This is a genomic window from Pseudomonas sp. H1_D04, assembly GCF_054683855.1.
This window is the reverse complement of the sequence record NZ_CP162826.1, coordinates 1473785-1498038: the sequence shown is the minus strand read 5'-3', so window position 1 is coordinate 1498038 and position 24254 is coordinate 1473785. Positions and strand designations below refer to the sequence as shown.

The window sequence follows — 24254 nt, the reverse complement described above, 5'->3', positions numbered from 1 at the left end:
GGTGACGATTCAGAACAGGAAGTAACGCTGTGCCATCGGCAGCACGTCCGCCGGTTCGCACCACAGCAGCACACCATCGGCCTTGACCTGATAGGTCTGCGGATCCACTTCGATTTCCGGTAGGTAATCGTTGTGGATCAGGTCGGTTTTTTGCACGTCGCGACAGCCCTTAACCACCGCGATCTGCTTCTTCAAACCCAGGGCGTCGGGCAATCCGGCGTCCAGCGCGGCCTGGCTGATAAAGGTCAGGCTGGTGGCGTGCAACGAGCTGCCAAAGCTGGCGAACATCGGGCGGTAGTGCACGGGTTGCGGGGTGGGGATTGACGCGTTGGCGTCGCCCATCAGGCTGGAGGCAATTGCGCCGCCCTTGAGAATCAGGGTCGGCTTGATGCCAAAGAACGCCGGCCTCCACAGCACCAGGTCAGCCCATTTCCCCACCTCGATGGAGCCGACGATATGGCTGATGCCATGGGTGATCGCCGGGTTGATGGTGTACTTGGCGATGTACCGTTTGGCGCGGAAATTGTCGTTGCCGGCGCCATCGCCCGGCAGCGGGCCGCGCTGTTTTTTCATCTTGTCGGCGGTTTGCCAGGTGCGCGTGATCACTTCGCCCACGCGGCCCATGGCCTGGCTGTCGGAGCTGATCATCGAGAACGCGCCGAGGTCGTGCAGGATGTCTTCGGCGGCGATGGTCTCGCGGCGGATGCGGCTTTCAGCGAAGGCCACGTCTTCGGCAATGCTCGGGTCCAGGTGATGGCAGACCATCAACATGTCCAAGTGCTCATCGATGGTATTGCGCGTGAACGGCCGCGTCGGGTTGGTCGAACTTGGCAGTACGTTGGGGAAGCCGCAGGCCTTGATGATGTCCGGCGCATGGCCGCCACCGGCACCTTCGGTGTGGTAGGTGTGGATGGTGCGACCCTTGAGCGCGGCGAGGGTGGTTTCGACGAAGCCGGACTCGTTGAGGGTGTCGCTGTGGATCGCCACCTGCACGTCGTACTGGTCGGCGACGCTCAGGCAGTTGTCGATGCTGGCGGGCGTGGTGCCCCAATCTTCATGCAGCTTCAAACCGATGGCGCCGGCCTTGACCTGTTCGATCAACGGTTCCGGCAAGCTGGCGTTGCCCTTGCCGGTAAAACCGATGTTCATCGGGAATGAATCACTGGCCTGAAGCATGCGTGCCAGGTGCCACGGGCCCGACGTGCAGGTGGTGGCGTTGGTGCCGGTGGCCGGGCCGGTACCGCCGCCGATCATGGTGGTGACGCCGCTGGTCAGCGCTTCCTCGATCTGTTGCGGGCAAATGAAATGCACGTGGGAGTCAATGCCGCCAGCGGTGAGGATCATGCCTTCACCGGCGATCACTTCGGTGCTGGCGCCGATGGCCATGGTCACGCCCGGCTGGATGTCCGGGTTGCCGGCCTTGCCGATGGCGTGGATACGACCGTTCTTCAGGCCGACATCGGCTTTGACGATGCCCCAGTGATCGATGATCAGCGCGTTGGTGATCAGGGTGTCCACCACTTCATGGGCGAGCAACTGACTCTGGCCCTGGCCGTCGCGGATCACTTTGCCGCCGCCGAATTTGACTTCTTCGCCGTAGACGGTGAAGTCCTTTTCGACTTCGACGAACAGCTCGGTGTCGGCCAGGCGGACCTTGTCACCGACGGTGGGGCCGTACATGTCGGCGTAGGCTTGGCGGCTGATTTTCATGTGTGTGCCCTGAAATATTTGTGTTGAATGTGAAATCGCTATCGGGGGCAAGCCCCCTCCCACCTTTGATGTGTGAACACATTCAAATGTGGGAGGGGGCTTGCCCCCGATGAGGCCCTAAAGATCGCCCATGACCCGCCCGGCAAACCCGAATACCCGCCGTCCGCCGCTCAAATCGACCAACTCGATCTCACGGCTCTGCCCCGGCTCAAACCGTACCGCCGTGCCCGCCGGAATATTCAGGCGCATGCCGCGGCTTGCCGCACGGTCAAACGTCAGCGCGTCATTGGTTTCGAAAAAGTGATAGTGCGAGCCCACCTGGATCGGCCGGTCGCCGCTGTTGGCCACGCTGAGCGTGATGGTGCGACGGCCGACGTTGAGTTCGATCTCGCCGGGCTGGATCTGATATTCGCCAGGAATCATGCAGGTTGCCCCAGGGTCTTGAAGTAGATGGCGGTCGGGCTGTAGCGCCCGTCCGGGCTTTGGCAGTAATCGGGCAGTTCGCCGATCTTGGTGTAGCGCAGCGCCTGGTAGAACGCTTCGGCCCCGGAGCCGGCTTCGGTGTCCAGGTACAGCAGGCCGCGCTTGTGCTGGCGTGCGGCAAGTTCCAGGGTGTGCATCAGTTGTTGGCCGAGGCCGTGGCGGCGCGCACTGCTGTGCACCAGCAGCTTTTGCACCTCGGCGCGGTTCAGGCCATTGGCTTTCTGGCACAGCGCCAATTGCACGCTGGCCTGCACCTGTTCGTCGCGCACCACCACCCACAGCAACAGGCTGGCGTCTTCGATGCTCGACTGAACGCCGCGCAGATACTCGCGGGCCTGGGCTTCATCGAAGTCGGCCATAAAACCCACCGATGCGCCGTGCTTGACCGCGTCCAGCAACAGCTCAATCAGGCCCTCGCGGTAATGGGCAAAACTCTCTGCATTGACTCGACGCAGTTGCGCAGCGCTCATCGATCACTCCTTGGGCGGTTCGGCGCCCGGGTTCAAGGCCAGTTGCATAAAGGTCAGGTTGAGCCAGCGACCAAATTTGATACCCACCTGCGGCATTTGCCCGGTGGTGATAAACCCCAGGCGCTCATGCAGGCGGATCGAAGCCTGGTTGCCGCTTTCGATGGCGGCGACCATCACGTACTTGCCGCCTATGCGCGCGCGTTCGATCAAGGCCGCCATCAACTGCGGGCCAAGGCCTTTGCCACGCTGGTCGTTACGCACATACACCGAGTGCTCGACGCTGTAGCGAAAGCCTTCGAAAGGGCGCCAGTCGCCAAACGAGGCGTAGCCGGTGACTTCATCGTGCTCGACCGATACCAGGATCGGATACGCCTGGGCCTGACGCGCGTTGAACCATGCCAAGCGGTTGGCCAGGTCTACCGGTTGTTCGTTCCAGATCGCCGTGGTGTTGCGTACCGCATCGTTGTAGATGTCGCGGATGGCTGGCAGGTCGCTTTCACTTGCATCACGAATCATGACCGGGCCTCAGGCGATGGGTTGGTGGACGGTGACCAGTTTGGTGCCGTCCGGGAAGGTCGCTTCCACCTGGATATCCGGGATCATTTCCGGGATGCCTTCCATCACCTGTTCACGGCTGAGCAGGGTGGTGCCGTAGTGCATCAAGTCGGCAACGGTGCGGCCATCGCGGGCGCCTTCCATCAAGGCGGCGGAGATATAGGCGATGGTTTCCGGGTAGTTGAGCTTCACCCCGCGCGCCAGGCGGCGCTCGGCCACTAAGCCTGCGGTGAAGATCAGCAGTTTGTCTTTTTCCCGAGGGGTCAGGTCCATGGTTCAAGGTCCTTCAAACATCATTCATAAAAACACCGTAGATCCCCTGTGGGAGGGGGCTTGCCCCGATGGGGAATGTCAGGCAATACATCTGTCACTGACCCACCGCTATCGGGAGCAAGCCCCCTCCCACATGTTGATCTTCATGTGCTCCAGATTCGTGGTGCGACCGCCTCTCGCCCAAACAGAGCGGGACGTAACAATTTCCATAAATCAATCAACCATCCCCGCGCCAGCAGCGCTTCACTGGCCAGGCAGCGGGCGACCAGCAAGCCGGGTAACTGGGTCAGGTCGCCGCGTACTGCATTCGGCAGCGCGCGACATTGCTCAAGCAATTCAGGGGTGATTTCGCCAGTCACCAACAGGGTGGCAAATACCGGCTGCCCGTCCAGGCCGATGGGCGAGTCGAGCAACCCATCGGCGCCGACAATGCGCTGGCGTTCATGCCAGAGCAACTGGCCGTCGCGGCGGATATCCAGGTGCGATTGAAAGTGCCCCAAGTCGAAGCGCTCGCCACTGGCCGGACGGCCCAGCGCGATCACGTCCCAGTAGAACAATCGGGCATCGCCTTGTAGGTCGATGCGCGTGGTGAGTTCGGCCTGGGCGGCGCTGAATACGATGGTTTCCTGGGGCAGCCATTCCAGGGTGGCGCCGGCTTCGACAGTCAGTTCGAGTTGCTGGAAGGCCGGGCCGCTGGCGCGGTACCACTTGGCCGCGCCGGGGCTGGTCAATTGGGCCCAGGCGCCCTCGGCGACGTGGGCGCTGATGTCCAGGCGATCCCCACCGGCAATCCCGCCGGGCGGGTGCACGATGATGTGCTGGCACACCTCGGGGCCTTCGGCATACAGGTGCTTTTGCACCCGCAGCGGGCCGAGGTGGCGGCGCATCACCGGGCGCGTGGTGTCGCCGAAACGCGCATAGCCGAGTTCCAGCTCGGCGTGCCAGCTGGGGGTGAACAGGGCAGGGGTAACGGGCAGGTTCATGTCTTTATGCTTATCGTTAGGACGCTACAGATTAGATGGTTACGAGACCGCGTACACCCTCGCTTTCCATATTTTCTCCACGGCCCTGCTGCACGATTTCGCCCCGTGACATCACCAGGTACTGGTCGGCCAGTTCAGCGGCGAAGTCGTAGAACTGTTCCACCAACAGAATCGCCATATCGCCCTGCGCTGCGAGCTTTTTGATCACGGCGCCGATCTCTTTGATCACCGACGGTTGGATGCCTTCGGTGGGCTCATCGAGAATCAACAGGCGTGGGCGGCTGGCCAGGGCTCTCCCGATAGCAAGCTGTTGCTGCTGGCCGCCGGATAAGTCACCGCCGCGCCGATGCTTCATTTGCAGTAATACCGGGAACAGTTCGTAGATAAACGCCGGCACTTCCTTGGCCTCGGAACCCGGGAAGCGCGACAGGCCCATCAACAAGTTTTCTTCCACCGTCAGCCGCCCGAAAATCTCCCGGCCTTGAGGCACGTAGGCGATACCGGCGTGCACGCGCTGGTGCGGTTTGAAACCGGTGATGGCCTTGCCTTCCCAGTTCACCGCACCCTCTTTGGCGGGCAGCAACCCCATCAAACACTTGAGTAGGGTGGTCTTGCCCACGCCATTACGGCCGAGCAGGCAGGTGACTTCGCCGATCTTCACGTCAAACGAGAGCCCGCGCAGGATGTGGCTACCGCCGTAATACTGGTGCAGCTTGTCGACTTGCAGCATGTTCAAACCCTCCTCAAATCGTGCCGGTGGCTGGCTTTTATGGTGAATCGACTTTTGTGGTGAGCCGACTTTTGTGGTGAACCGACTTTTGTGGTGAGCGGGCTTTTTGTGGTGAGCGGGCTTGCCCCGCGCTGGGCCGCGAAGCGGCCCCTTTCCCATTCACCGCGTTCTATCAGGTAAAACTCATTGCCTGGTTCTGGGGCCGCTTCGCGACCCAGCGCGGGGCAAGCCCGCTCACCACATAGTCCTGCTCAGCAAATAGTCCTGCTAACCACAAAGTCCTACTCAGCACATAGTCAGTCCTGCTCACCACAAAGTCCTACTCAGCACATAGTCAGTCCTGCTCACCACATAGTCCTGCGCAACACACATTTTCGCATCCGCCTGAAGCTGTTCAGCGACCGAGATACACCTCGATCACCCGCTCATTTTCCTGCACCTGTTCCAGCGACCCTTCGGCCAGCACGCTGCCTTGGTGCAACACCGTCACATGGTCGGCAATCGAACCGACAAAGCCCATGTCGTGCTCCACCACCATCAACGAATGCTTGCCCGCCAGGCGCTTGAACAGTTCGGCAGTGAATTCGGTTTCGGCGTCGGTCATGCCCGCCACCGGTTCGTCCAGCAGCAACAGTTGCGGGTCTTGCATCAGCAGCATGCCGATTTCCAGGAACTGCTTCTGGCCGTGGGACAGCAACCCGGCGGGGCGATGCACCGAGGCAGTGAGGCGGATGGTATCGAGCACTTCATCAATCCGGTCTTTCTGCTCGCCACTCAAGCGTGCACGCAAGCTGGCCCACACCGACTTGTCGGTCTTCTGCGCCAGCTCCAGGTTTTCGAACACGCTCAAGGCTTCGAACACCGTTGGCTTCTGGAACTTGCGGCCGATACCGGCCTGGGCGATTTGCACTTCGCTCATGCTGGTCAGGTCCAGGGTTTCGCCGAACCAGGCATTGCCGTGGCTGGGCCGGGTCTTGCCGGTGATCACGTCCATCATCGTGGTCTTGCCCGCGCCGTTGGGACCGATGATGCAGCGCAGTTCACCGACGCCGATGTAGAGATTCAAGTCGTTGAGTGCCTTGAAACCGTCGAAGCTGACGCTGATGTCTTCCAGGGTCAGGATGGTGCCATGGCGGGTGTTGAGGCCCTTGCCCGCGGCCTGGCCGATGCCGATGGCATCGCGGCCACTGCCCGCGTCAAAAATAGGTTCGAGCATGACGTTCCTCATTTCTTCAGCAAGCCGATAACGCCCTTGGGCAGGTACAGGGTGACGATGATGAACAGCGCCCCGAGGAAGAACAGCCAGTATTCCGGAAAGGCCACGGTGAACCAGCTCTTCATGCCATTGACCACACCGGCGCCGAGCAGCGGGCCGATCAAGGTGCCGCGCCCGCCCAAGGCCACCCACACGGCGGCTTCGATGGAGTTGGTCGGCGACATTTCACTCGGGTTGATGATGCCCACTTGTGGCACGTACAAGGCGCCGGCCAAACCGCACAGCACCGCACTCAACACCCACACAAACAGCTTGAAACCACGCGGGTCGTAGCCACAGAACATCAGGCGGTTCTCCGCGTCGCGCAGGGCGGTCAGCACCCGGCCGAACTTGCTCTGGGCCAGGCGCCAGCCGATGTACAGGCTGGCGACCAACAGCAGCACCGTGGCCAGGAACAACGCTGCCCGTGTGCCCGGCTCGGTAATGCCAAAACCCAGGATGCTGCGAAAGTTGGTAAAGCCGTTATTGCCGCCGAACCCGGTTTCGTTGCGAAAGAACAACAGCATCCCGGCGAAGGTCAGGGCCTGGGTCATGATCGAGAAATACACGCCCTTGATCCGCGAACGGAAAGCGAAGAAACCGAACACCAAAGCGAGTACACCCGGCGCCAATACCACCAGGCACAGCGCCCAGAGGAAGTGATCGGTGCCGGCCCAATACCAGGGCAATTCGGTCCACGACAGGAAGGTCATGAACGCCGGCAGTTCATCGCCGGACGCCTGGCGCATCAGGTACATGCCCATTGCATAACCGCCGAGGGCGAAGAACAAACCGTGACCGAGGGACAGCATCCCGGCGTAACCCCACACCAGATCCAGGGCCAGGGCGACGATGGCGTAGCAGAGGATCTTGCCCACCAGCGTCAGGGTGTAGGCCGAGACATGCAGCGGGTTTTCCGGCGAGAGCAGCGAGCACAGCGGCAAGGCCAGCAGCAGGATCAGGATGATCACACCGGTGGCAATCGTCGCCTTGGGGCCGGCCTTTTGCGCGGCCGTAAGCATCAATGGCTGGTTCATCAGTCGATCACCCGTCCTTTCAGTGCGAAGAGTCCTTGCGGGCGTTTCTGGATAAACAGAATGATCAGCGCGAGGATCAGGATCTTGCCGAGCACGGCGCCGATCTGCGGTTCCAGAATCTTGTTGGCGATACCCAGGCCGAAGGCCGCCGTGACGCTACCGGCCAACTGTCCGACACCGCCCAATACCACCACCAGGAACGAGTCGATGATGTAGCTCTGGCCCAAGTCCGGGCCGACGTTGCCGATCTGGCTCAGCGCGACGCCGCCTAACCCGGCGATGCCCGAGCCCAGGCCAAAGGCGAGCATGTCCACGCGCCCGGTGGGCACGCCGCAGCAGGCGGCCATGTTGCGGTTCTGGGTGACGGCGCGCACGTTGAGGCCCAGGCGCGTCTTGTTGAGCAGCAGCCAAGTGAGGACGACGACAAACAGTGCGAAGGCGATGATCACGATGCGGTTGTAAGGCAGCACCAGGTTGGGCAGCACTTGGATACCGCCGGACAACCATTCAGGGTTGGCCACTTCGACGTTCTGCGCGCCGAACACCAGGCGCACGGCCTGGATCAGCATCAGGCTGATGCCCCAGGTGGCGAGCAGGGTTTCCAATGGCCGGCCGTACAAGTGACGAATCACCGTGCGCTCGAGGGCCATGCCGATCGCGGCGGTGACGAAAAACGCCACCGGCAGCGCGATCAGCGGGTAGAACTCGATGGCCGCAGGCACGTAGCGCTGCATCAGCAGTTGCACCACGTAGGTGGAATAGGCGCCGAGCATCAGCATCTCGCCGTGGGCCATGTTGATCACGCCGAGCAGGCCGAAGGTGATCGCCAGCCCCAGGGCCGCGAGCAGCAGGATCGAGCCCAGGGACATGCCGCTGAAGGCCTGGCCGAGGATTTCGCCAAACATCAATTTGCGTTTGACCTGGGCCAGGCTGGTTTCGGCGGCGGTGTGCACGGCGGCATCGGTTTCGACGCCAGGTGCGAGCAGGGCTTCAAGGCGCGTGCGGGCCAGCGGGTCGCCGGTGCTGCCAAGCAAGCGCACGGCAGCCAGGCGCACGGCCGGGTCGGTGTCGACCAGTTGCAGGTTGGCCAGGGCCAGGCTCAGGGCGGTGTGCACGCCTTCGTCGGTTTCGGCGGCAACTTGCTGGTCGAGGAATTTGAGCTGCGCAGGTTGCGCGGTTTTTTGCAGCGTTTGCGCAGCCGCCAAGCGCACCTTGGGGTCGGCGGCGAGCAGTTGCTGGCTGGCTTGCACGTTATCGATCAAGCCGCGCAGGCGGTTGTTCAGGCGCACGGTTTTGGTTTCGCCATTGACCGTAATCTGACCTTGTTGCAGGGCGTCCACCAACTCGATGCGCGCCGGGTCAGGCTTTGCAGCCCAGTCCTGGAGGAGCTTGGCTTGTTGCGTCGGGTTGGCGGCCTGGAAGTCTTCGGCGTCGCTGGCGTGTGCGGCCAGGGGCAGCAACAGCAGCAGCGTCAGGAAGTAGCGTGTGAGGGCAGTGGGCATAAACAAATGTCCTGATCATGCGTGGACAGTGTGGGAGGGGGCTTGCCCCCGATAGCAGAGTGTCAGGTGATACTTCTGTCACTGACTTACCGCCGTCGGGGGCAAGCCCCCTCCCACATTTGACTTGTGGTAGGGCTTTAGTTGCTCTTCACAGCGTGATCCGGTTTTTTGTCATTGCCAGGAATGTACGGGCTCCACGGCTGGGCGCGGATCGGCTCCTGGGTCTGCCACACCACCGAGAACTGCCCGTCCGCCTGGATCTCACCGATCATCACCGGCTTGTGCAGGTGGTGGTTGGTCTTGTCCATGGTGAGGGTGAAGCCGGACGGCGCGGCGAAGGTCTGGCCGGCCAGGGCTTCACGTACTTTGTCGACGTCGGTGGACTTGGCTTTCTCTGCTGCCTGGGCCCACATATGGATGCCCACATAAGTGGCTTCCATCGGGTCGTTGGTCACGGCTTTGTCCGCGCCCGGCAGGTTGTGTTTCTTGGCGTAGGCTTTCCAGTCTGCGACGAATTTCTGGTTGACCGGGTTCTCCACCGACTGGAAGTAGTTCCACGCGGCGAGGTTGCCCACCAACGGCTTGGTGTCGATGCCGCGCAGTTCTTCTTCGCCCACGGAGAACGCCACGACCGGTACGTCGGTGGCTTTCAGGCCCTGGTTGGCCAGTTCCTTGTAGAACGGCACGTTGGAGTCGCCATTCACGGTGGAGATCACAGCGGTCTTGCCGCCGGCGGAGAATTTTTTGATGTTGGCAACGATGGTCTGGTAGTCGGCGTGGCCGAACGGGGTGTAGACCTCTTCGATGTCTTTATCCGCTACGCCTTTGGAATGCAGGAACGAGCGCAGGATCTTGTTGGTGGTGCGCGGGTACACGTAGTCGGTGCCCAGCAGGAAGAAGCGCTTGGCGCTGCCGCCTTCTTCGCTCATCAGGTATTCCACCGCCGGGATCGCTTGCTGGTTCGGCGCCGCACCGGTGTAGAACACGTTGGGCGACATCTCTTCACCTTCGTATTGCACCGGGTAGAACAGCAGGCCATTGAGTTCTTCGAACACTGGCAACACCGATTTACGCGACACCGACGTCCAGCAACCGAACACCACCGCGACCTTGTCCTGGGTCAGCAACTGGCGGCCTTTTTCGGCGAACAGCGGCCAGTTCGAGGCTGGGTCCACGACCACCGGTTCAAGCATCTTGCCGTTCACCCCACCCTTTGCGTTGATCTCGTCGATGGTCATCAGCGCCATGTCCTTGAGGGACGTTTCCGAGATGGCCATGGTCCCGGACAGCGAATGCAGGATGCCGACCTTAATGGTCTCGGCGGCCTGGATAGTCCAGGTCATGCCCATGGCGGCAATGGATGCCGACAGGGTGAAAGCCTTGATCAAGCTGCGACGCTTCATGGTGCGGTCTCCATAGGTCAATGTTGTTATGGGGGAGCAATTGCAAGGGCTGTGCCTATCAGTGCCGTCGCGATGCATTCATGCGTGCTTGACGTTTTGCCCAGGATTTCGCGCACCAGATCGGGGCTTTGAACCGGATGATGTGCGCGCTGGCGCACGCTAACGGTGCGGGCTAACTACTTACCGCTCGACGCCTTCCCAGAGGTACAAGAATGGCCGCCAACACTCAGTCAAAAGGAATGTGTATGGCTATTCGATTATCACGCCAAGAACGCGCTGCCGGTGCCGGGAGGGGAGCGTCGCGCTTGCCGCCGTTAAGCCCGGCGTTTGTGCATGAGGCCGACGCCGCGTACTGGGCCCATCGGAAAATCGGCGACCGCCGCGACCGCGAGTACGGCGGCGTCATCCTGAAAAACCCCGCCGGTAAATACTTCGCCACCGATCCGGTGCCAGGGGATGGCATGCAGTTCGATCTGCTCAACGTTCTGGGCATCAGCGCCGAAGGTTATTACCAGCAACCCAGGGGCTACACCTGCGTCGCCAGTTACCATTCGCACCCGGCCCAGCACGCGTTGATCCGCGAGCGCAATCCGTCGTTCGACGAGCGAATGGCCAAGGCGTTTCTCGGTTTTTTTTCAGGTTCGGACTTCAGCCACGATGTGGATGATCGCGAATTCTTTCCGGCGGCGTATCTATCGGGGCCGGACGGCTCACTGATTCGCTACGCGCCCAGCGGTTCGTCCCCGGAGCGCAGCTTCGCACTGTGGCTGCGGGCGGGAAAACCGGCCGGCAGTCGGGTGGGGGTGTATGGGCCCTTCAATGAGTTTGTGAAAAAGGTCTCCACGCTGGGCGAGCTGAGCCTGATTGTGCCTACTGCACTGTGGGGCGGTTCTTTCGGTAAGGTGCCGGCGAACTGGGTAGTGTTCGAACCCTTCAGTTCGTCCACGTTGACCGAGTTGCCCTTGTTTACCTCCGTCTTCGATCAAGCTACCAAGGCCATTCGCTCGGCCCTCGCCGGCGGTGGTGCTGGCGGCGTGTTGCTCAAGGCTCGCGACAAGGAGGCCTATATCGCCACTGTCGGTAGGACCCTCGACCCTCACCAGCCTTTCTTGCGGCAACTGTTCCCCAGTCGCGAGGGCAAGTTCGCATTGCCCGCCGATTATGGGGTAGCGGGTTTCTACCTGGGGCCAACGCCACCGGCGACCGTGCTCCCCGTCCAGGAGCCAGAGCTCTACCAGGCATTCTTCGCGCCACGGGCGCTGGCGCTCGGCATCTACCAGGCGCACACGCTGGAGACGGTGGATCAGGCCTTGGGCGTGTCGATTTATTACCGTACCCAGGGGCGAGCGTTGCTCAAATACCGCTGCTCCCTGACCAGTGCCGAAGCGGCACTGTTCAAGGTTGAGGCGGATGGCTCTGTCGTGGATGACGGTTTGGACGCCGCGCTGTTGAGCGGCCAGATGAGCCCGCGCGACTTTGTACGGCGGGTGGCGAGCACCGGGCAACTGAGCGTGGAGCAGACCAGCGCATTGTGGAGTGTGGCTGGTGTCGTCGATGAGAACTGGGTGCCGGACAAGACCGTTACACAGCCCACATCTACCACCACGCCGGGCTCCGGCGGCACATCGGTGACGCTGCCCGCATTGAGCCCGGCCTTTATTCATGCCGATGACGCAGCGTTGTGGGCGCACCGGCGTATTGGTGCACGGCGTGATCGTGAGTACGGCGGTGTGATTCTGCGCAACCTGCAAGGGTATTTTTTTGCCACAGAACCGGTCAGTGGTCAGGGGCTTGAGTTTGACATCCGCGAGGTCCTCGGCACCCGCGAGGATGGCAGTTTCTTGCCGATTGCCGGTTACCGCCGCGCCGGGCTTTATCATTCCCATCCGGCGGATTACGAACAGGTTGCCAGTGCCAACCCGAAGATGTCCGAGCATCAGGTGAAGGCCTATCTGAATTTCTTTTCTCCATGGGATGCCGCTGGGGATATCACCTATCAGCACAACTTTGCATTGTCTTACTTGTCGGGTCCCGATGATTCTCTGGTGCGCTATCGCCCCAGTGGGTCGTTCGCTGAGGCGCAATACGCCAAGTGGATTTTGGGCAAGGTCAGCGAGGCAGCGTGGGGGACGGATGGTTCGATAGAAAGTCACGTTAAAAAAATGCTCGCGGTGGGTGAGTTGAGCTTTGTCACCAGCAACCCGTTGTGGGGCGGCTCTCGGGGGGTAGTTCCGCAGAGCTGGCAGCCCTATCAGGCGTTCGCTGCGCCAGCGCCGGGGTTGTTGCCGCTGTTGTCCCACGTCTGCGCCACGGTCAGCGATGCCATTCAAGCGGGCGTGGCGCTCGGCAGCGGCGCCAGGACGTCCTGGAGCCTTGGGCTGGTGCTCAAGCGCGATGGCAAGGATGAATTCGTCGCGACCCAGGCCCACCTCCTCGACGAGCCACGCTTTTATGTGAGCCACCTGTTATCGACGGATGCGGACGGCAATTACCTGCTGCCGGACGAGCATCACATTGTTGGTTTTTACTGCGACCCTCCTGCCGAACACGGCCGCGTGGCGGTGAACCAACCCTGGTTGTACCGCAGCTTTTTTCCGCCGTTGGGTTTGGGGAGCGCGGCACAGCAGGCTGGTCTTATCGCTAACCTGCAGGTGCCGGATCAGCCGCTTGGGCTCTATCAGCAATCCGCAGATGGGGCGCTGTTGCGCTACCGATTTAACTTCTCGCCCGCAGAAATCGAACTCCTCGGTAGCAGCCCTGAGGCCGATAACGCGCTGCTCACAGGCAGCCTCACACCCCAGGACTATGTCCGGCAGGTCGCGGCCGTCGGTGAGCTGACCGTGCTCGCCACCAACCGCATGTGGGACCGCGCGGGTGTGGTCACCGCAGCGTGGCGACCGTTTGCCGGTGTCCCGGAGGTGAAGGTGGGGCCGGCCTTCATTCAGCCCGATGACGCTGCGCGCTGGGCACACAACCAGATCGGCACACGGCGTGACAAAGAGTATGGCGGGCTCATTCTCAAACGCGGCAACCGCTACTTCGCCACGCATCCGGCCAGCGGTGAGCAGGTGCTGTTCGATTTCAGCACGATCCTGGCAGTGGACGATGAGGGCAACTTTATCGCGCCCCATCCTTACGAGTGCCATGCGCTCTACCATTCCCACCCCGCCGACGAAGGCTCGATAAGACAATTCAACCCCGGTTTCACCGCGGATCAGGTTGAGCTGTTCAACAGTTTTTATTCCAACGCCGACCAGGTGTTTGTCATCACCCATCGTAACTTTGCGCGCGTGCATTACCTGTCTGGGACGGTCAACTCGCTGCTCAAATATGTGAGCAGCGGCTCGGCCGAGGAGACAAGCCTCAAGGCTCAACTGACAGGCACCGAGCCGGTCGTGCCATTCTCCGCGTTCGAAGGCGCTGTGTGGCGGTTGGCGAAAGCCGGCGAGTTACACGTGCTGGTACCCTCGCCCGTGTGGGGCGGTGTACGCGGCAAGGTGCCTCAGGACTGGACCTTGCGCAGTCCAGTGAGCAGCGACGGGGTTGCGCAGGCACAACCGTTCTTCACCCCGATCGTCAGTACCGCGCAAGCGGCGGTGTTGGTGGCCTTGAGCTTTTCGGCGGGTTTGCCCCGGACCGGCTATCAGGGGGTTGTCCTCAAGCACCTGACGGCTTCGACCTATGTCGCCACCGAACCCACGGCCCTGGGCGCTGCGTTGACCGGGCTGTTCCCGGTACGCAACAACGGCCAGCCCCGGCTGCCCTCCAATCATCGCGTGGTGGGCTTCTATTATTCCCCGGCGCCTTTTGCCGACACGCCGTTACCCGCCACGGAACCCTGGCTGTACAAGCGTTTCGTCAGCCCTCAACTGCTGGTCATGGCGATGAATCAGGCGGCCGCCACGAAGAGCCTGCAGATTGCCGAGATGGGCTTGAAGCTGTTTTTGCACACCGACGACGGGGCGCTGTTGCAATGGCAAGCGCCCGAAGCCAAGGCGGCCACTGAACTGTTCAATGTGGCCATTGACGGCACGGTGACGGATAACGGTAACCAGGTAGCGTTGATGGACGGTTCGTTGTCTCCCCGGGCGTTTGTGCGTCGCGTTATTCGTGCGGGCGAGCTGACGGTACGCCAGACAGGCCAGCTTTGGACCGAGCGAGGGGTGGTGTATGACAGTGAAGTCCTGCCACTGGGTACGGCCAAGCGTGATAGCGTCGATGCAACCTTCCTGAGTGCCGACGATGCCGCGCGGCACGCCCACGAGCGCATCGGCATACGGCGTGATGCGGGGTATGGCGGCTACATCCTGCGGCGTCCTGACCAGCGCTTCACGTTCACCGAACCGGTACGTTTCCAGGGCAATGGCTTTGCCGCAGACTTGCTGCTGTCATCGTCCGACAATGGGTTAGTCGTACCGCCCGCCGAGCATGTCATTTGTGGGCGCTACAGTTCCCATCCACCGCTGTCCCAAGCTGACTTGGAACGTTGGCGCCGTCTGGGTTGGACACTGACCGATCTTGAGATCACCGTCACGATGTTCGCCGATCAGGAAATCCGTTCGGTGATCCAGTCCGGGCTTCCGGCGTACTTGAGCGGAACGCCCAACAACCTGATCTGTTACATCCCCAGCGGCTCACAAAAGGAAGCGTTGGTACTGGCCAATACCCGTCAAACGCCGGGGGTTGATAGCTACCGTCTTCGCCTGGAACGCGGTGCGCTCAAACCGCAAGATATCGTGATCCGCCTGGCGGACGCAGGCGAACTGCGGGTGCTCAGCCATACACGGTTGTGGGGGCCGCGCCTGCGAGTCTATGACGACTGGACGCCAAATTTCGAATACGCTCAGGTAGCCCCGCAAACGCCGTCGTTGAGCGCCATTTTCACCACCCTGGACGCTGCGGCGATCAATGCCCATAAGCGTGGCCATGGGCGCAGCCTGGAGGCTCAGGGGTATACGGCTTACTTGCTCAAGCACCCGCAAAAAAATGAATACGTGGTCAGCGAGCTGGCTCCGCAGGCGTCTGAGGGGCGGTTAAGTAACGCATCGCTCGGCGCGCCTTATCTTGAAGGAGGGGATTTCGCTCATGGTTTCGTGGTGGCCGGGATGCTCTATTCCCAGCAATGGTTGCCCAGCGGCGTGAGTTCTTCTGAAGCCTGGTTGACCCGCTTTTTCGCGACTCCGCAATTGCTGCAACGGGCCGAGAAAGATGCCCGTCATTTGCTGGGCGCGGATACCGGCGACGTGTTACCGGTTTATCTGTCGACGCTTGAGGGCGCGCTATTGCGCTATCAGCCGGCCAAGACCTCGCTGTTCAGTGGCGGCGAGAATGGCGGCGAAGTCAGCGTGCAGGGGATGAGCCTGCGCAGCGGCACTTTGGATATTCGCCGCTATGTGACGTTGATGGCGCAAACCGGTGATTTGACGGTGCTGTACTCCAGTCAATGCTGGGACCGTCGGGGCGCGGTGAGCAAGGAATCTTCGCGCTGGCGACCCTACGCCCACTTTATTCGCCGCCGTCTGGGGCCAGTGTTCAACGAGCAGGATGACGCGGCGCGGTATGCCCATTCTCGCCTTCAGGCTGTCAATGGACGGCGGCTGTTCGGCGGCCTGATTCTCCAGCGTCCTGACGGCCTGTTCGTTGCCACTGAACCGGTCAGCGTGCCGCGCGAAGACTTCGAGCACACCTGGATTTTCCCTGATGAGATGGTAGCGGTTGGCGGCTTTCCCGCGGCCCATACCCTGGTGGCGCGCTACCGTTCAAGCCCGGGGCGCGAACTGCCGTTTACCCTGGATGCCACGCAACGTGACATCTACCGCACTATGCTCTCGACCCGGGTGATCAGTGCTGTGCTGACCACTGCCCATGCCACCCTGAGCCGTGAGTACCTGTTCGGCGCCGACGGCAGCATCATCAGTTACAGCCGCAGCAACTCGTTGCTGGAAGCGGCGTTGAAAGACGATTTGGCGCCCCTGAATCTGGTGCGGGAGGACCGCCTGGAGAACACGCTTGAGCAACAGATCCGCGCAGGAGAGCTCACGCCAGAAGCGTTTGTCCAGCGCTTGAGCAAGGCGGGGCGCTTGCGCGTTGTGGAAGGCAGCGAGGTCTGGGGGCCGCCGCGTTTACTTCAGGGGTTTGTTCCCAAAGCGTTTCGCTTGCCTGGGGCTCAGATCGAAAACGCCCTGGCGGATCCTGCCTTCAGTCCGGTATTTGCCCAGGAGCGGGCGGCTGTGCGTTATGCCCATGAACGCTGTCAGTACGGGTCCGCGTTGCAGTTCGGCTACGTGTTCAAGGACGCGCGCAAAGAGCAGTACATGGTGACGATGCCGCTGGTGCGTAGCAGTTATTGGAAGTTCGAGCAGGTGTTTCCAAGCGGCCTGCTGCCCCAGGGTTATGTCCTGGAAGGTATCTATCTATGTGCGGCCCTTGAAACACTGACACCGGGGCACGACCCCCATGGGCAAATGATTCATTCGCCCATGGTCATCGACAATGGCATTCGCTTCGCCCGCCATGGTGTGAAGGGCAAGCAGCTATCGCTGTACCTGTCCTGCCCGGAGGGGGCGTTGCTCAGGTATCAATACCTGCAAACGGACGAGGCGCTGGACGATCGCAGTCATTTCCCGACGCTTCGCCAGCAACTGCACGAGGGCAAGATCACGCTGCTTGACTATGTGCATGAGCTGGCTGGACTCGGCAACCTTGATGTCCTGGTCGAGGGATCGGTCTGGGCGGGTACGCGACGAATCACGCCCGGCTGGCAGCCGGGAACGGGAGAAGGATTCTTCGATTACCCGATGGGTTGCGGTCCGTTGTTTTCCCACCCAGACGATGCCGCCCGCTACGTTCAACGTCGGCTGTCGGCAATCCAGGGCCATAACTATGTCGCCGCGGTCCTGGCCAACCCGAACGACTCATCGTTCATCACCACCTTGCCGCTGTGGCCGGGGCTGGATGCGACGCGCCTGTTCCGCCTGTTTTACACCGGGCCTTCGGGGCCTGTGCAGCCGATGTCGCCGCCAGCGAGCGGGCCGGTACCTTACCCGGACTTTCCGGACCTGTACCGGGTGGTGGGTGCGCAGTTGGCTTACCGGGACACGGCGCCCGTCGAGAGTGCGGCGTCCGAGGATGATTCGCAGAACAGCAACTTTATCGAACCGACATTCCTGGCTTATTGCATCCGCATTCTCAAGGCTCAGTCACGCTCTACGACGAACTTTTACCTGATGACTCGGGGGGGCGCGCTGTTGAAATACGTGTTGGGGCTTTCATCCCCGGAAAATGAGCTGATGACGTCTGCGGCCAGTCTCACGTCTGTTGAGTTTTTCAGGCGATTGGCTGGAGTCGGTCAACTGTCGGTACTCGATCGGGATGGCTACTGGCATAACGAGGGGCTGATTTCCGAGGTGCTAAAGGACCGTCGCAAAGAGGTGGGAACCGACGAACCCTTGGTCGACGAACCGCTTCAACTGCGTGACCGTGATGAGCTGTAATCCCGTGCTCAGCGCGTGTGCATCAGGCCGCTGGCAAGGTACTGGGTGATCGGTCGTTTGTTCTGCTTGGAGGGTTGCTCGCCGCGATGAGCGGCGAGCAACGATGACGCAGAACGTGTGATGAGCTAGCACTTATCCGCTGCGGGACAAGGGGCGCGCAAGGCTAAAGAAGGCCTCTGTCTTGGGTCCTCGCCGGGTTCATGCTGAACCTGGGGCGGACTCACGCGGCCCAAAAAAACGCGACAGCACCAGACGATCCAAGGCCCATACGGCGATCAGCGAAGCGCCCACCAGCGGGAAAATGATCGCCAGCCCAAGCATGATCACCATCGCGGTTTTCCACTTCGGCAGGTCGTGGCGCAACGGCGGCACCCCCAGGCCGCCCTGGGGCCTGCGCTTCCACCAGATCACCACGCCACTGACGGCGCTCAGCAAAATCATCAGACAGATCACCAGTACGATCAGTTGGTTGACCCAGCCGAACATCTTGCCCTCGTGCAGCATCACGCCGGTCTCGGTAGTCCGCGCTACCCAGTTGTAGTGCTCCCAGCGCACATCGGCGAGGACTTTGCCGGTGTATTGGTCCACATGCAGAGTGGCGTCGTTGCGCGGGTCGTTGGCGAACACCGCGACGGTGAACACGCCGGTGGCGGTGGTGGGGAAGGTGATGCTGTAGCCTGGCTCGACCTTGCGTGCGGAGGCCAAATCCACCACCTGTTGCAGGCGGATGGTCGGCGCGGCCGGGCCTGCGTGCATGGCGCCGTGGTTCATGTGTTCGGCGTGGTCGCCGGACATGGGCATCGGCGTATTTTCCATGGCCCAGGGCACGGTCTGTTGGGCCGCAGTGTTGAGCACTCGCGCCTGCTGGTCGGACTGCGGCACGTTGTTCCACATCGCCGCTGGGAAGGTATTCCACAGCCCCGCGTACTGCTTGCCCCAGAAGCCTGTCCACGTCATGCCGCTGAGCAGCATCACCAGCAAAAAAGCCGCGCCCCAGAACCCGGCGACCGCGTGCAGGTCGCGCCAGAACACCCGGCCGCGACTGCCCAGGCGTGGCCACAGCACCCCCGCTGAAGACTTGCCACGCGGCCACCACAAATACACACCGGACACGACCAACATCACGCCCCACCCGGCGGCGAGTTCTATGAGGCGGTCGCCGGTAGTGCCGATCATCAGTTCACCGTGCAGCGCACGAGCGATGGCTTGCAGGTTGTAGGTTGCGTCCTGCTCACCGAGTACGGTGCCGCGATAAGGGTCGACGAACACCGTCACTTCGCGACCCTCGTTGTGCATCACAAACTGCGCGCTGCTGGTGGCGTCGGCCGGCGGCAGGTATTTGCTGATCGCGCCTTTGGGGTAAGCGCGTTGGGCGCGCATCAATTGTTCGTCGGCGCTCAAGGCGTGTTCGGCTGCGGGTACGGTCAGCAGGTTGCCGTACATCAGCGGGTCGAGTTGGGGTTTGAACAGGTAGATGATGCCGGTCACAGCCAGCAGCACCATGAAGGGGGCGACAAAGAGGCCAGCGTAGAAATGCCAGCGCCAGGCCAGGTTGTAGAAAGAGATTTTTTGAGTCTTCATCAGGTAGTGCTCCGCAAGGCTATAGATCTTAGGTGTGGGGCTGCCAGGCAACCCCGCTGTCGGTAAGGCCGACTCCTACTGCGGTGCTTTAGAAACTCATGTCGATTTTAGTCCAGAGGGTTCGCCCCGGCTCCTTGATGGCTTGCGGGTCGTTGGCCGGGTAGCCGAAGCCGGCATTGCCCGCGAGGTTCAAATGCTCGGCGTAGGCCTTGCCGAACAGGTTGTCGACGCCGGTGCTGACCTTGACGTTTTTTGTGATGCGATAGGCGCCGTTCAGCGAGAACACGCCAAAGCCGCTGCTCTTGTCGTAGTCCTTGCCGACCACGTTGCCCTTGTTCTGATCGATACGGTTCTGCGCGGCGACCACTCGCCACAGCGCGCCCGCACTCCAGTCGTCTTCGCTGTAGGTCAGGCCCACGCGTGCATCCAGGGGTGGCATTTGTGGCAGGGCCTTGCCGTCGCTGCTGTTCTTGCCCCAGGCGTAGGCGAGGGTCGCGTCGGCTTTCCAATGACGGGTCAGCTTGTACGCCGCGCCCACTTCACCGCCCATGATGCGAGCATCGACGTTGCGGGCCTGGGAGGTGGTGCCCATCATGCCCGGCCGGTAGTCGAACAGGATGAAGTCACGTACTTGCCCGATGTAGCCAGAAGCCCAGGCTTCGAGGTCGTCTGCTTTGTATTGCGCGCCGAAGTCGAGTTGGGTGGTCTTCTCCGGTTTCACGCCGTCGAAGGCATTCACCGAACCGACCGCGCCGGTGTTGGGAGAGAACAACTCCCAGTAATCCGGGAAGCGTTGCGAGTGGCCCAGGCCGGCGTAGAGGGTGGTGGGGCTGTCGGCCAGGTCGTGCTCGTAGCGCATAAAGCCCGAGGGCAGGGTATCGGCGCGGGTGTCGTCGGCGGTCGGGTTGGCGCGTGCACTCATCCCGGAGCCGGTGGTTTGCCGGAAGTCCTTGGCCGAGGCGCGGTCCAGACGTGCGCCGGTGATCAGTCGATCGCGGTCGGCGGCGTACCAGGTCAGTTCGCCGAACACGCCGTAGTTGTGGAAGTTGGCGTCCTTGACCTTGGGCAACTCTTTGTAGGTGTCGATGCCCATGCTGCTGCGTTGGCGGTGTTCATTGGTCTGCGCATCCAGGCCGCCGATCAACTGCAGATCGGCCCAGCGCCAAGTGGCCTTGATCCGCGCACCGAGGGTTCGACGGTCAACGTTGGAGGCCATCGGCCCGGCCATCATCCCGGTGCCCGACGGCGTGCGCAGGCTGTAGTTGTCCATCACATGGTCGGCGTAGTTGTAGTAGACCTGCGCCTCGACCTTATCCAGCACCTCACCGATATTGGACTTCTCGAAACGCAGCCCGAGGCTTTCGCGCAGGAACTGTGAACCGTCCATGCCGCGTCCGGCGTAGCGCGCCTCGCCGTCGCCACGCCCTGCGGTGAGTTCCAGCAGGGTGTCCGCGTCGGGGGTGAAACCCACGGCCACGTCGCCGTTCCACTTGTCGTAGCGCGAAGCAACGGTGTCGTGGTTGCCGTCTTTGTAATCGTCGGCATGGGCCTGGTTGCCGATCACCCGCACATAGCCCAGAGGCCCACCGGCAGCGGCATCGATGACCTTGTCGAAACGCCCATTGGAGCCTGCCAGCACACTCGCGTTGAGCCGTGTGCCCAGTTCGCCGAAGTGCTCGGGCTCGCGGTCGAACAAGATGGTACCGGCCGAGGCGCCTGGCCCCCAGAGTACGGTTTGCGGGCCTTTGATCACCGTGAGGGTGTCGTAGGTTTCCGGGGAAATATACGAAGTGGGTGCGTCCATGCGGCCTGGGCAGGCGCCGAGCATCATGCTGCCGTTGGTGAGGATATTCAGGCGCGAGCCGAACATGCCACGCAGCACCGGGTCGCCATTGGTGCCGCCATTACGCACCAGGGCGAAGCCGGGGATGGTCTTGAGGTAGTCGCCACCATCGCTGGCGGGCACCGGTTGGCGCGGGTCTTTCGGGTTCGTGACCACGGTCAGGGGGGAGCTGGGCGCAATCGCGGTGATCACAGTGGGGCTCAGTTCATGTTCATGCTCTTCGGCATGGGCCTGAGGCGTCAGCAGGGCGCCGCATAAAACGGCGAGCACAGGGGTACATCCCAAACGGGTGTCAGCAGAAAACCTGGACATGACAAATTCCATCAATCAATCGTAAACAACACGGCCAGCAGCCTGCGGCTGTCTGTCTAAAGTCGGCCGGGGTGAAGTAACGGTGCTTAGGGTTTACGCGGCGATGGGCGGCGCACGGCTGCGGGCGCCGGGGAAGATGCTCTGCCGGGCATGACCCAGGCGCGTAGCGGGGGTGAGCGCATTGGCCGGCGGCGGGGTGTTGAGGGTGACGTAGGAGACGCTGCCGGGCAGGGCGGGGCAACTGAACAGCAGGTCGCAGTAACCGCACTTGGCCCAGAGCGCGTGATGTTCGTCGGGGGCTTTAGGGTGATGGGATTCGCCATGCTCGTCCGGCATGTCCATGGACATGCTCATTGGCATCGACATCGACATACCGGCGTGATGATCCATCGGCATCGCTTGGGAAATCAGCGGACCGATAAAGATCATCAGCATGGCAAACAGGCTGATCCAACTGCCGCGCTTCACGCGGTGGTGTGGAGAGAGCCTGGCGCGAGGGGCGCCCATCGAGTGTTGGCCTATTGAGCGTGCTTATGCTCGTGGCCGGCCATCGGCGGTACTTTCTGTACGGACACTTCCACCTCGACCTTGCCGGCTTTTTCAAAGGTCAGGATCAGGGGGAATTGCTTGCCATCGGCCAACAGGCTGCGGTCTTTGAGACCCAGCAGCATCACGTGATAGGCCATGGGCGCGAAGGTCAGGTCACCTTTGGCTGGCACGGTGACGCTCGGTACTTGTTGCATCTTCATCAAGTCACCCTGCATCACATGCTCATGCAACTCGGCCTTCTCGGCCACCGGCGTGGCGACGCCGACCAGGCGATCCGGCTCAGCACCGGTGTTGTGAATCACGAAATACGCAGCGACGGTGGGTGCATTGGGTGGCAATTCCTGGGACCAGGGATCGCTGACCAGCAAGTCGCCGGCTTTGTAGTCCTCGGCATTGGCGGCACTGAACACCGGCAGCAACAACGCGGCCAGAAGCAGGGAAGATTTGAGCATGGCAGTTCTCCAGAACGGTTCTAAACGCAGTTCACTTGCGAAGACAATCAGACCGTTGGAGACGCGCGGGGGTTGAGGCTCGGCCATTGCTGGCGCGGGGTGGGTTGCTGGGGCGAAGACGACGGCAGATTCTGGAACGCATCGAACCGCGTGACATACAACTGGGGCACATGCCCTGGCAAGGCCACCAACGGCGCCGAACCTGAGCAACACCAGCAATGCTGCATGGTGGAATGATCATCCTGCTGCGGCGCCGGAATCTCCAGCTTGCCCAGGGCGATGGTCTTGAGACTTGCACCATTGGAAGAACAGAAACTGCCCCAGAGCAATTGCTTGACCGGGTCATCCGCCTGCTGCATCGCACTGGCCATCGGCATGGCAAACGCATTGAACAGCACTGCAAGGCAGGCGATCCAGGCAATTGCAAAGCGTTGACGGGCCATGGCGGACAATCCGTAGGGTTAAACGATCAGGCGGGTATTTAGCCTGATCGGGGGGGATAAGTAAAAAGCGGTGGTGTGGTTTGGTGTCGCAGTGCTATCAGATCGCTGTGGCGTGAAGCTTGAGGCCCAAAGCCTTCATGACTTTCATGATAGTCGCGAACTCGGGATTGCCATTGCTGGAGAGGGCTTTGTATAGACTTTCTCTTCCGAGGCCGGCGTCGCGGGCTACTTGGGTCATGCCTTGGGCGCGGGCGATATCGTTAAGAGCGGTACGAATCAATAGACCATCACCAGCATCATCCTCAAAGCAGGTCTCTAAATATGCAGCCATCTCCAGAGGGGTTTTCAGATATTTTGCCGCATCGAAGCGGGTAAAGGACTCGCTCATAATTTATTCCTCGCTACCAAAATTTATTGCGATTTGCTTTGCACGTTTGATGTCTCTGCTCTGTGTTGATTTGTCACCGCCGATTAGCAACAGATAAACCACCTCGTCTCGGCGGGTGAAGTAAACGCGATACCCTGGGCCGTAATGGATCCGCATTTCAAACACGCTATCCCCCACTGACTCGCAGTCACCAAAATTTCCGGCTTCAGCCATTCGCACTCTCTTGATTACGCGAACTTTTACGAACGGGTCCCGAACTGCTTCCAACCATTTGACAAACTCAGTGGTTTCATTGAACTCAATTGTCACGGATCGTATTCCTCAGGATACAAAATGGCAAGCTGTGACACGTTGTCGAAACGGCGTGCCCCCTCGCGGGGAGTTAACCCAAAACCGCGAGGGTGGAGGTTAGGGCGGGGGCTTTTGGCTGAGCCAGCCAGCTGGTTCGGAAGTGTTTGTAGGGGGAATCGACTTTTTGGAGGGAGGCCAAATAGCTAGTCGTTTGGCTAGTTATTCGTACAAGCAGAAATTTCCGACAGGGATTTGAGGTTGTCCCTAGGACACTCGGTCTCTAGTCTCCGCGCACCGCTGCAAACGCAGCGGACGGGCGTCGCGGCCCGGGTTCCTATGGACGCTGAGCGTCATCGTCTGCTTTCAGTTGGCGCTTTTTTATCGTCTACTGTGCGGCGCAATGGTGGCTGTGCGCGGGATACCTTCGGGTATGCCGGGTTGCCTTAGGACCGGTCCGCGAACCTGCGTACAGCTGCCACCCTATCGCGTCGCGGCGAATCA

The 24254-nt window shown here is 61.2% G+C and carries 19 protein-coding genes; 1 reads left to right on the top strand and 18 read right to left on the bottom strand.

Going from position 1 to position 24254, the window contains the following annotated elements:
* Positions 1-9: 9 nt before the first annotated feature.
* From ureC to urtA, 11 genes are all read right to left on the bottom strand, one after another.
* Complete coding sequence (gene ureC, locus AB4N82_RS06995) at positions 10-1710, bottom strand: urease subunit alpha (protein WP_122682068.1); 1701 nt, start codon at positions 1708-1710, stop codon at positions 10-12.
* Positions 1711-1827: 117 nt separating this feature from the next.
* Entirely contained in the window at positions 1828-2133 is a 306-nt protein-coding gene (locus tag AB4N82_RS06990) for an urease subunit beta (RefSeq protein ID WP_032890572.1), read from the bottom strand.
* Positions 2130-2663: a GNAT family N-acetyltransferase gene (locus tag AB4N82_RS06985; protein WP_032890574.1), complete on the bottom strand. Its 534-nt coding sequence runs from the start codon at positions 2661-2663 to the stop codon at positions 2130-2132. The genes AB4N82_RS06990 and AB4N82_RS06985 overlap by 4 nt, the downstream gene beginning before the upstream one ends.
* Positions 2664-2666: 3 nt before the next feature.
* Complete coding sequence (locus AB4N82_RS06980) at positions 2667-3179, bottom strand: GNAT family N-acetyltransferase (protein ID WP_122764182.1); 513 nt, start codon at positions 3177-3179, stop codon at positions 2667-2669.
* Between the two features lie 9 nt (positions 3180-3188).
* Positions 3189-3491, bottom strand: coding sequence for an urease subunit gamma (gene ureA / locus AB4N82_RS06975; protein WP_003171437.1), 303 nt, complete (start codon positions 3489-3491; stop codon positions 3189-3191).
* 143 nt (positions 3492-3634) lie between these two features.
* A complete protein-coding gene (locus AB4N82_RS06970; protein ID WP_032890578.1) occupies positions 3635-4474 on the bottom strand; it encodes an urease accessory protein UreD in 840 nt (279 codons plus the stop codon).
* 31 nt (positions 4475-4505) lie between these two features.
* Positions 4506-5204, bottom strand: coding sequence for an urea ABC transporter ATP-binding subunit UrtE (urtE, locus tag AB4N82_RS06965; RefSeq protein ID WP_032890580.1), 699 nt, complete (start codon positions 5202-5204; stop codon positions 4506-4508).
* Between the two features lie 394 nt (positions 5205-5598).
* Complete coding sequence (gene urtD, locus AB4N82_RS06960; protein WP_095186045.1) at positions 5599-6432, bottom strand: urea ABC transporter ATP-binding protein UrtD; 834 nt, start codon at positions 6430-6432, stop codon at positions 5599-5601.
* A complete protein-coding gene (gene urtC / locus AB4N82_RS06955; protein ID WP_032890586.1) occupies positions 6429-7496 on the bottom strand; it encodes an urea ABC transporter permease subunit UrtC in 1068 nt (355 codons plus the stop codon). Before urtC ends, urtD begins: the two co-directional genes overlap by 4 nt.
* On the bottom strand, positions 7496-8998 hold the full coding sequence (gene urtB / locus AB4N82_RS06950; protein WP_099602073.1) for an urea ABC transporter permease subunit UrtB: 1503 nt from the start codon (positions 8996-8998) through the stop codon (positions 7496-7498). Before urtB ends, urtC begins: the two co-directional genes overlap by 1 nt.
* 137 nt (positions 8999-9135) lie before the next feature.
* Positions 9136-10401: an urea ABC transporter substrate-binding protein gene (gene urtA / locus AB4N82_RS06945; RefSeq protein ID WP_032890589.1), complete on the bottom strand. Its 1266-nt coding sequence runs from the start codon at positions 10399-10401 to the stop codon at positions 9136-9138.
* Positions 10402-10646: 245 nt separating this feature from the next.
* On the opposite strand from urtA, the gene AB4N82_RS06940 reads away from it, so the two are divergent.
* Positions 10647-17894 (top strand): DUF4329 domain-containing protein, encoded by a 7248-nt coding sequence (locus tag AB4N82_RS06940; protein WP_460104739.1) that lies wholly within the window; start codon positions 10647-10649, stop codon positions 17892-17894.
* Between the two features lie 198 nt (positions 17895-18092).
* Here AB4N82_RS06940 and AB4N82_RS06935 read toward each other — a convergent pair whose 3' ends face one another.
* The 7 genes from AB4N82_RS06935 to AB4N82_RS06905 form a co-directional block, all read right to left on the bottom strand.
* Positions 18093-19475, bottom strand: coding sequence for a PepSY-associated TM helix domain-containing protein (locus AB4N82_RS06935; RefSeq protein ID WP_122764180.1), 1383 nt, complete (start codon positions 19473-19475; stop codon positions 18093-18095).
* Between the two features lie 88 nt (positions 19476-19563).
* Positions 19564-21630 (bottom strand): TonB-dependent copper receptor, encoded by a 2067-nt coding sequence (locus AB4N82_RS06930; protein WP_122764179.1) that lies wholly within the window; start codon positions 21628-21630, stop codon positions 19564-19566.
* Positions 21631-21723: 93 nt separating this feature from the next.
* The gene (locus AB4N82_RS06925; RefSeq protein WP_122764178.1) at positions 21724-22137 is read right to left on the bottom strand and encodes a DUF2946 domain-containing protein; all 414 of its coding nucleotides are present in this window, start codon (positions 22135-22137) and stop codon (positions 21724-21726) included.
* 11 nt (positions 22138-22148) lie between these two features.
* Entirely contained in the window at positions 22149-22631 is a 483-nt protein-coding gene (locus AB4N82_RS06920) for a copper chaperone PCu(A)C (RefSeq protein WP_032890598.1), read from the bottom strand.
* A 47-nt stretch (positions 22632-22678) separates the two neighbouring features.
* The gene (locus tag AB4N82_RS06915; RefSeq protein WP_095186039.1) at positions 22679-23074 is read right to left on the bottom strand and encodes a DUF2946 domain-containing protein; all 396 of its coding nucleotides are present in this window, start codon (positions 23072-23074) and stop codon (positions 22679-22681) included.
* 97 nt (positions 23075-23171) lie between these two features.
* Positions 23172-23462, bottom strand: a complete 291-nt coding sequence (locus AB4N82_RS06910; protein WP_032890601.1) for an addiction module antidote protein — start codon at positions 23460-23462, stop codon at positions 23172-23174.
* Positions 23463-23465: 3 nt separating this feature from the next.
* Positions 23466-23765 (bottom strand): type II toxin-antitoxin system RelE/ParE family toxin, encoded by a 300-nt coding sequence (locus AB4N82_RS06905; protein ID WP_032890654.1) that lies wholly within the window; start codon positions 23763-23765, stop codon positions 23466-23468.
* Positions 23766-24254 lie beyond the last annotated feature (489 nt).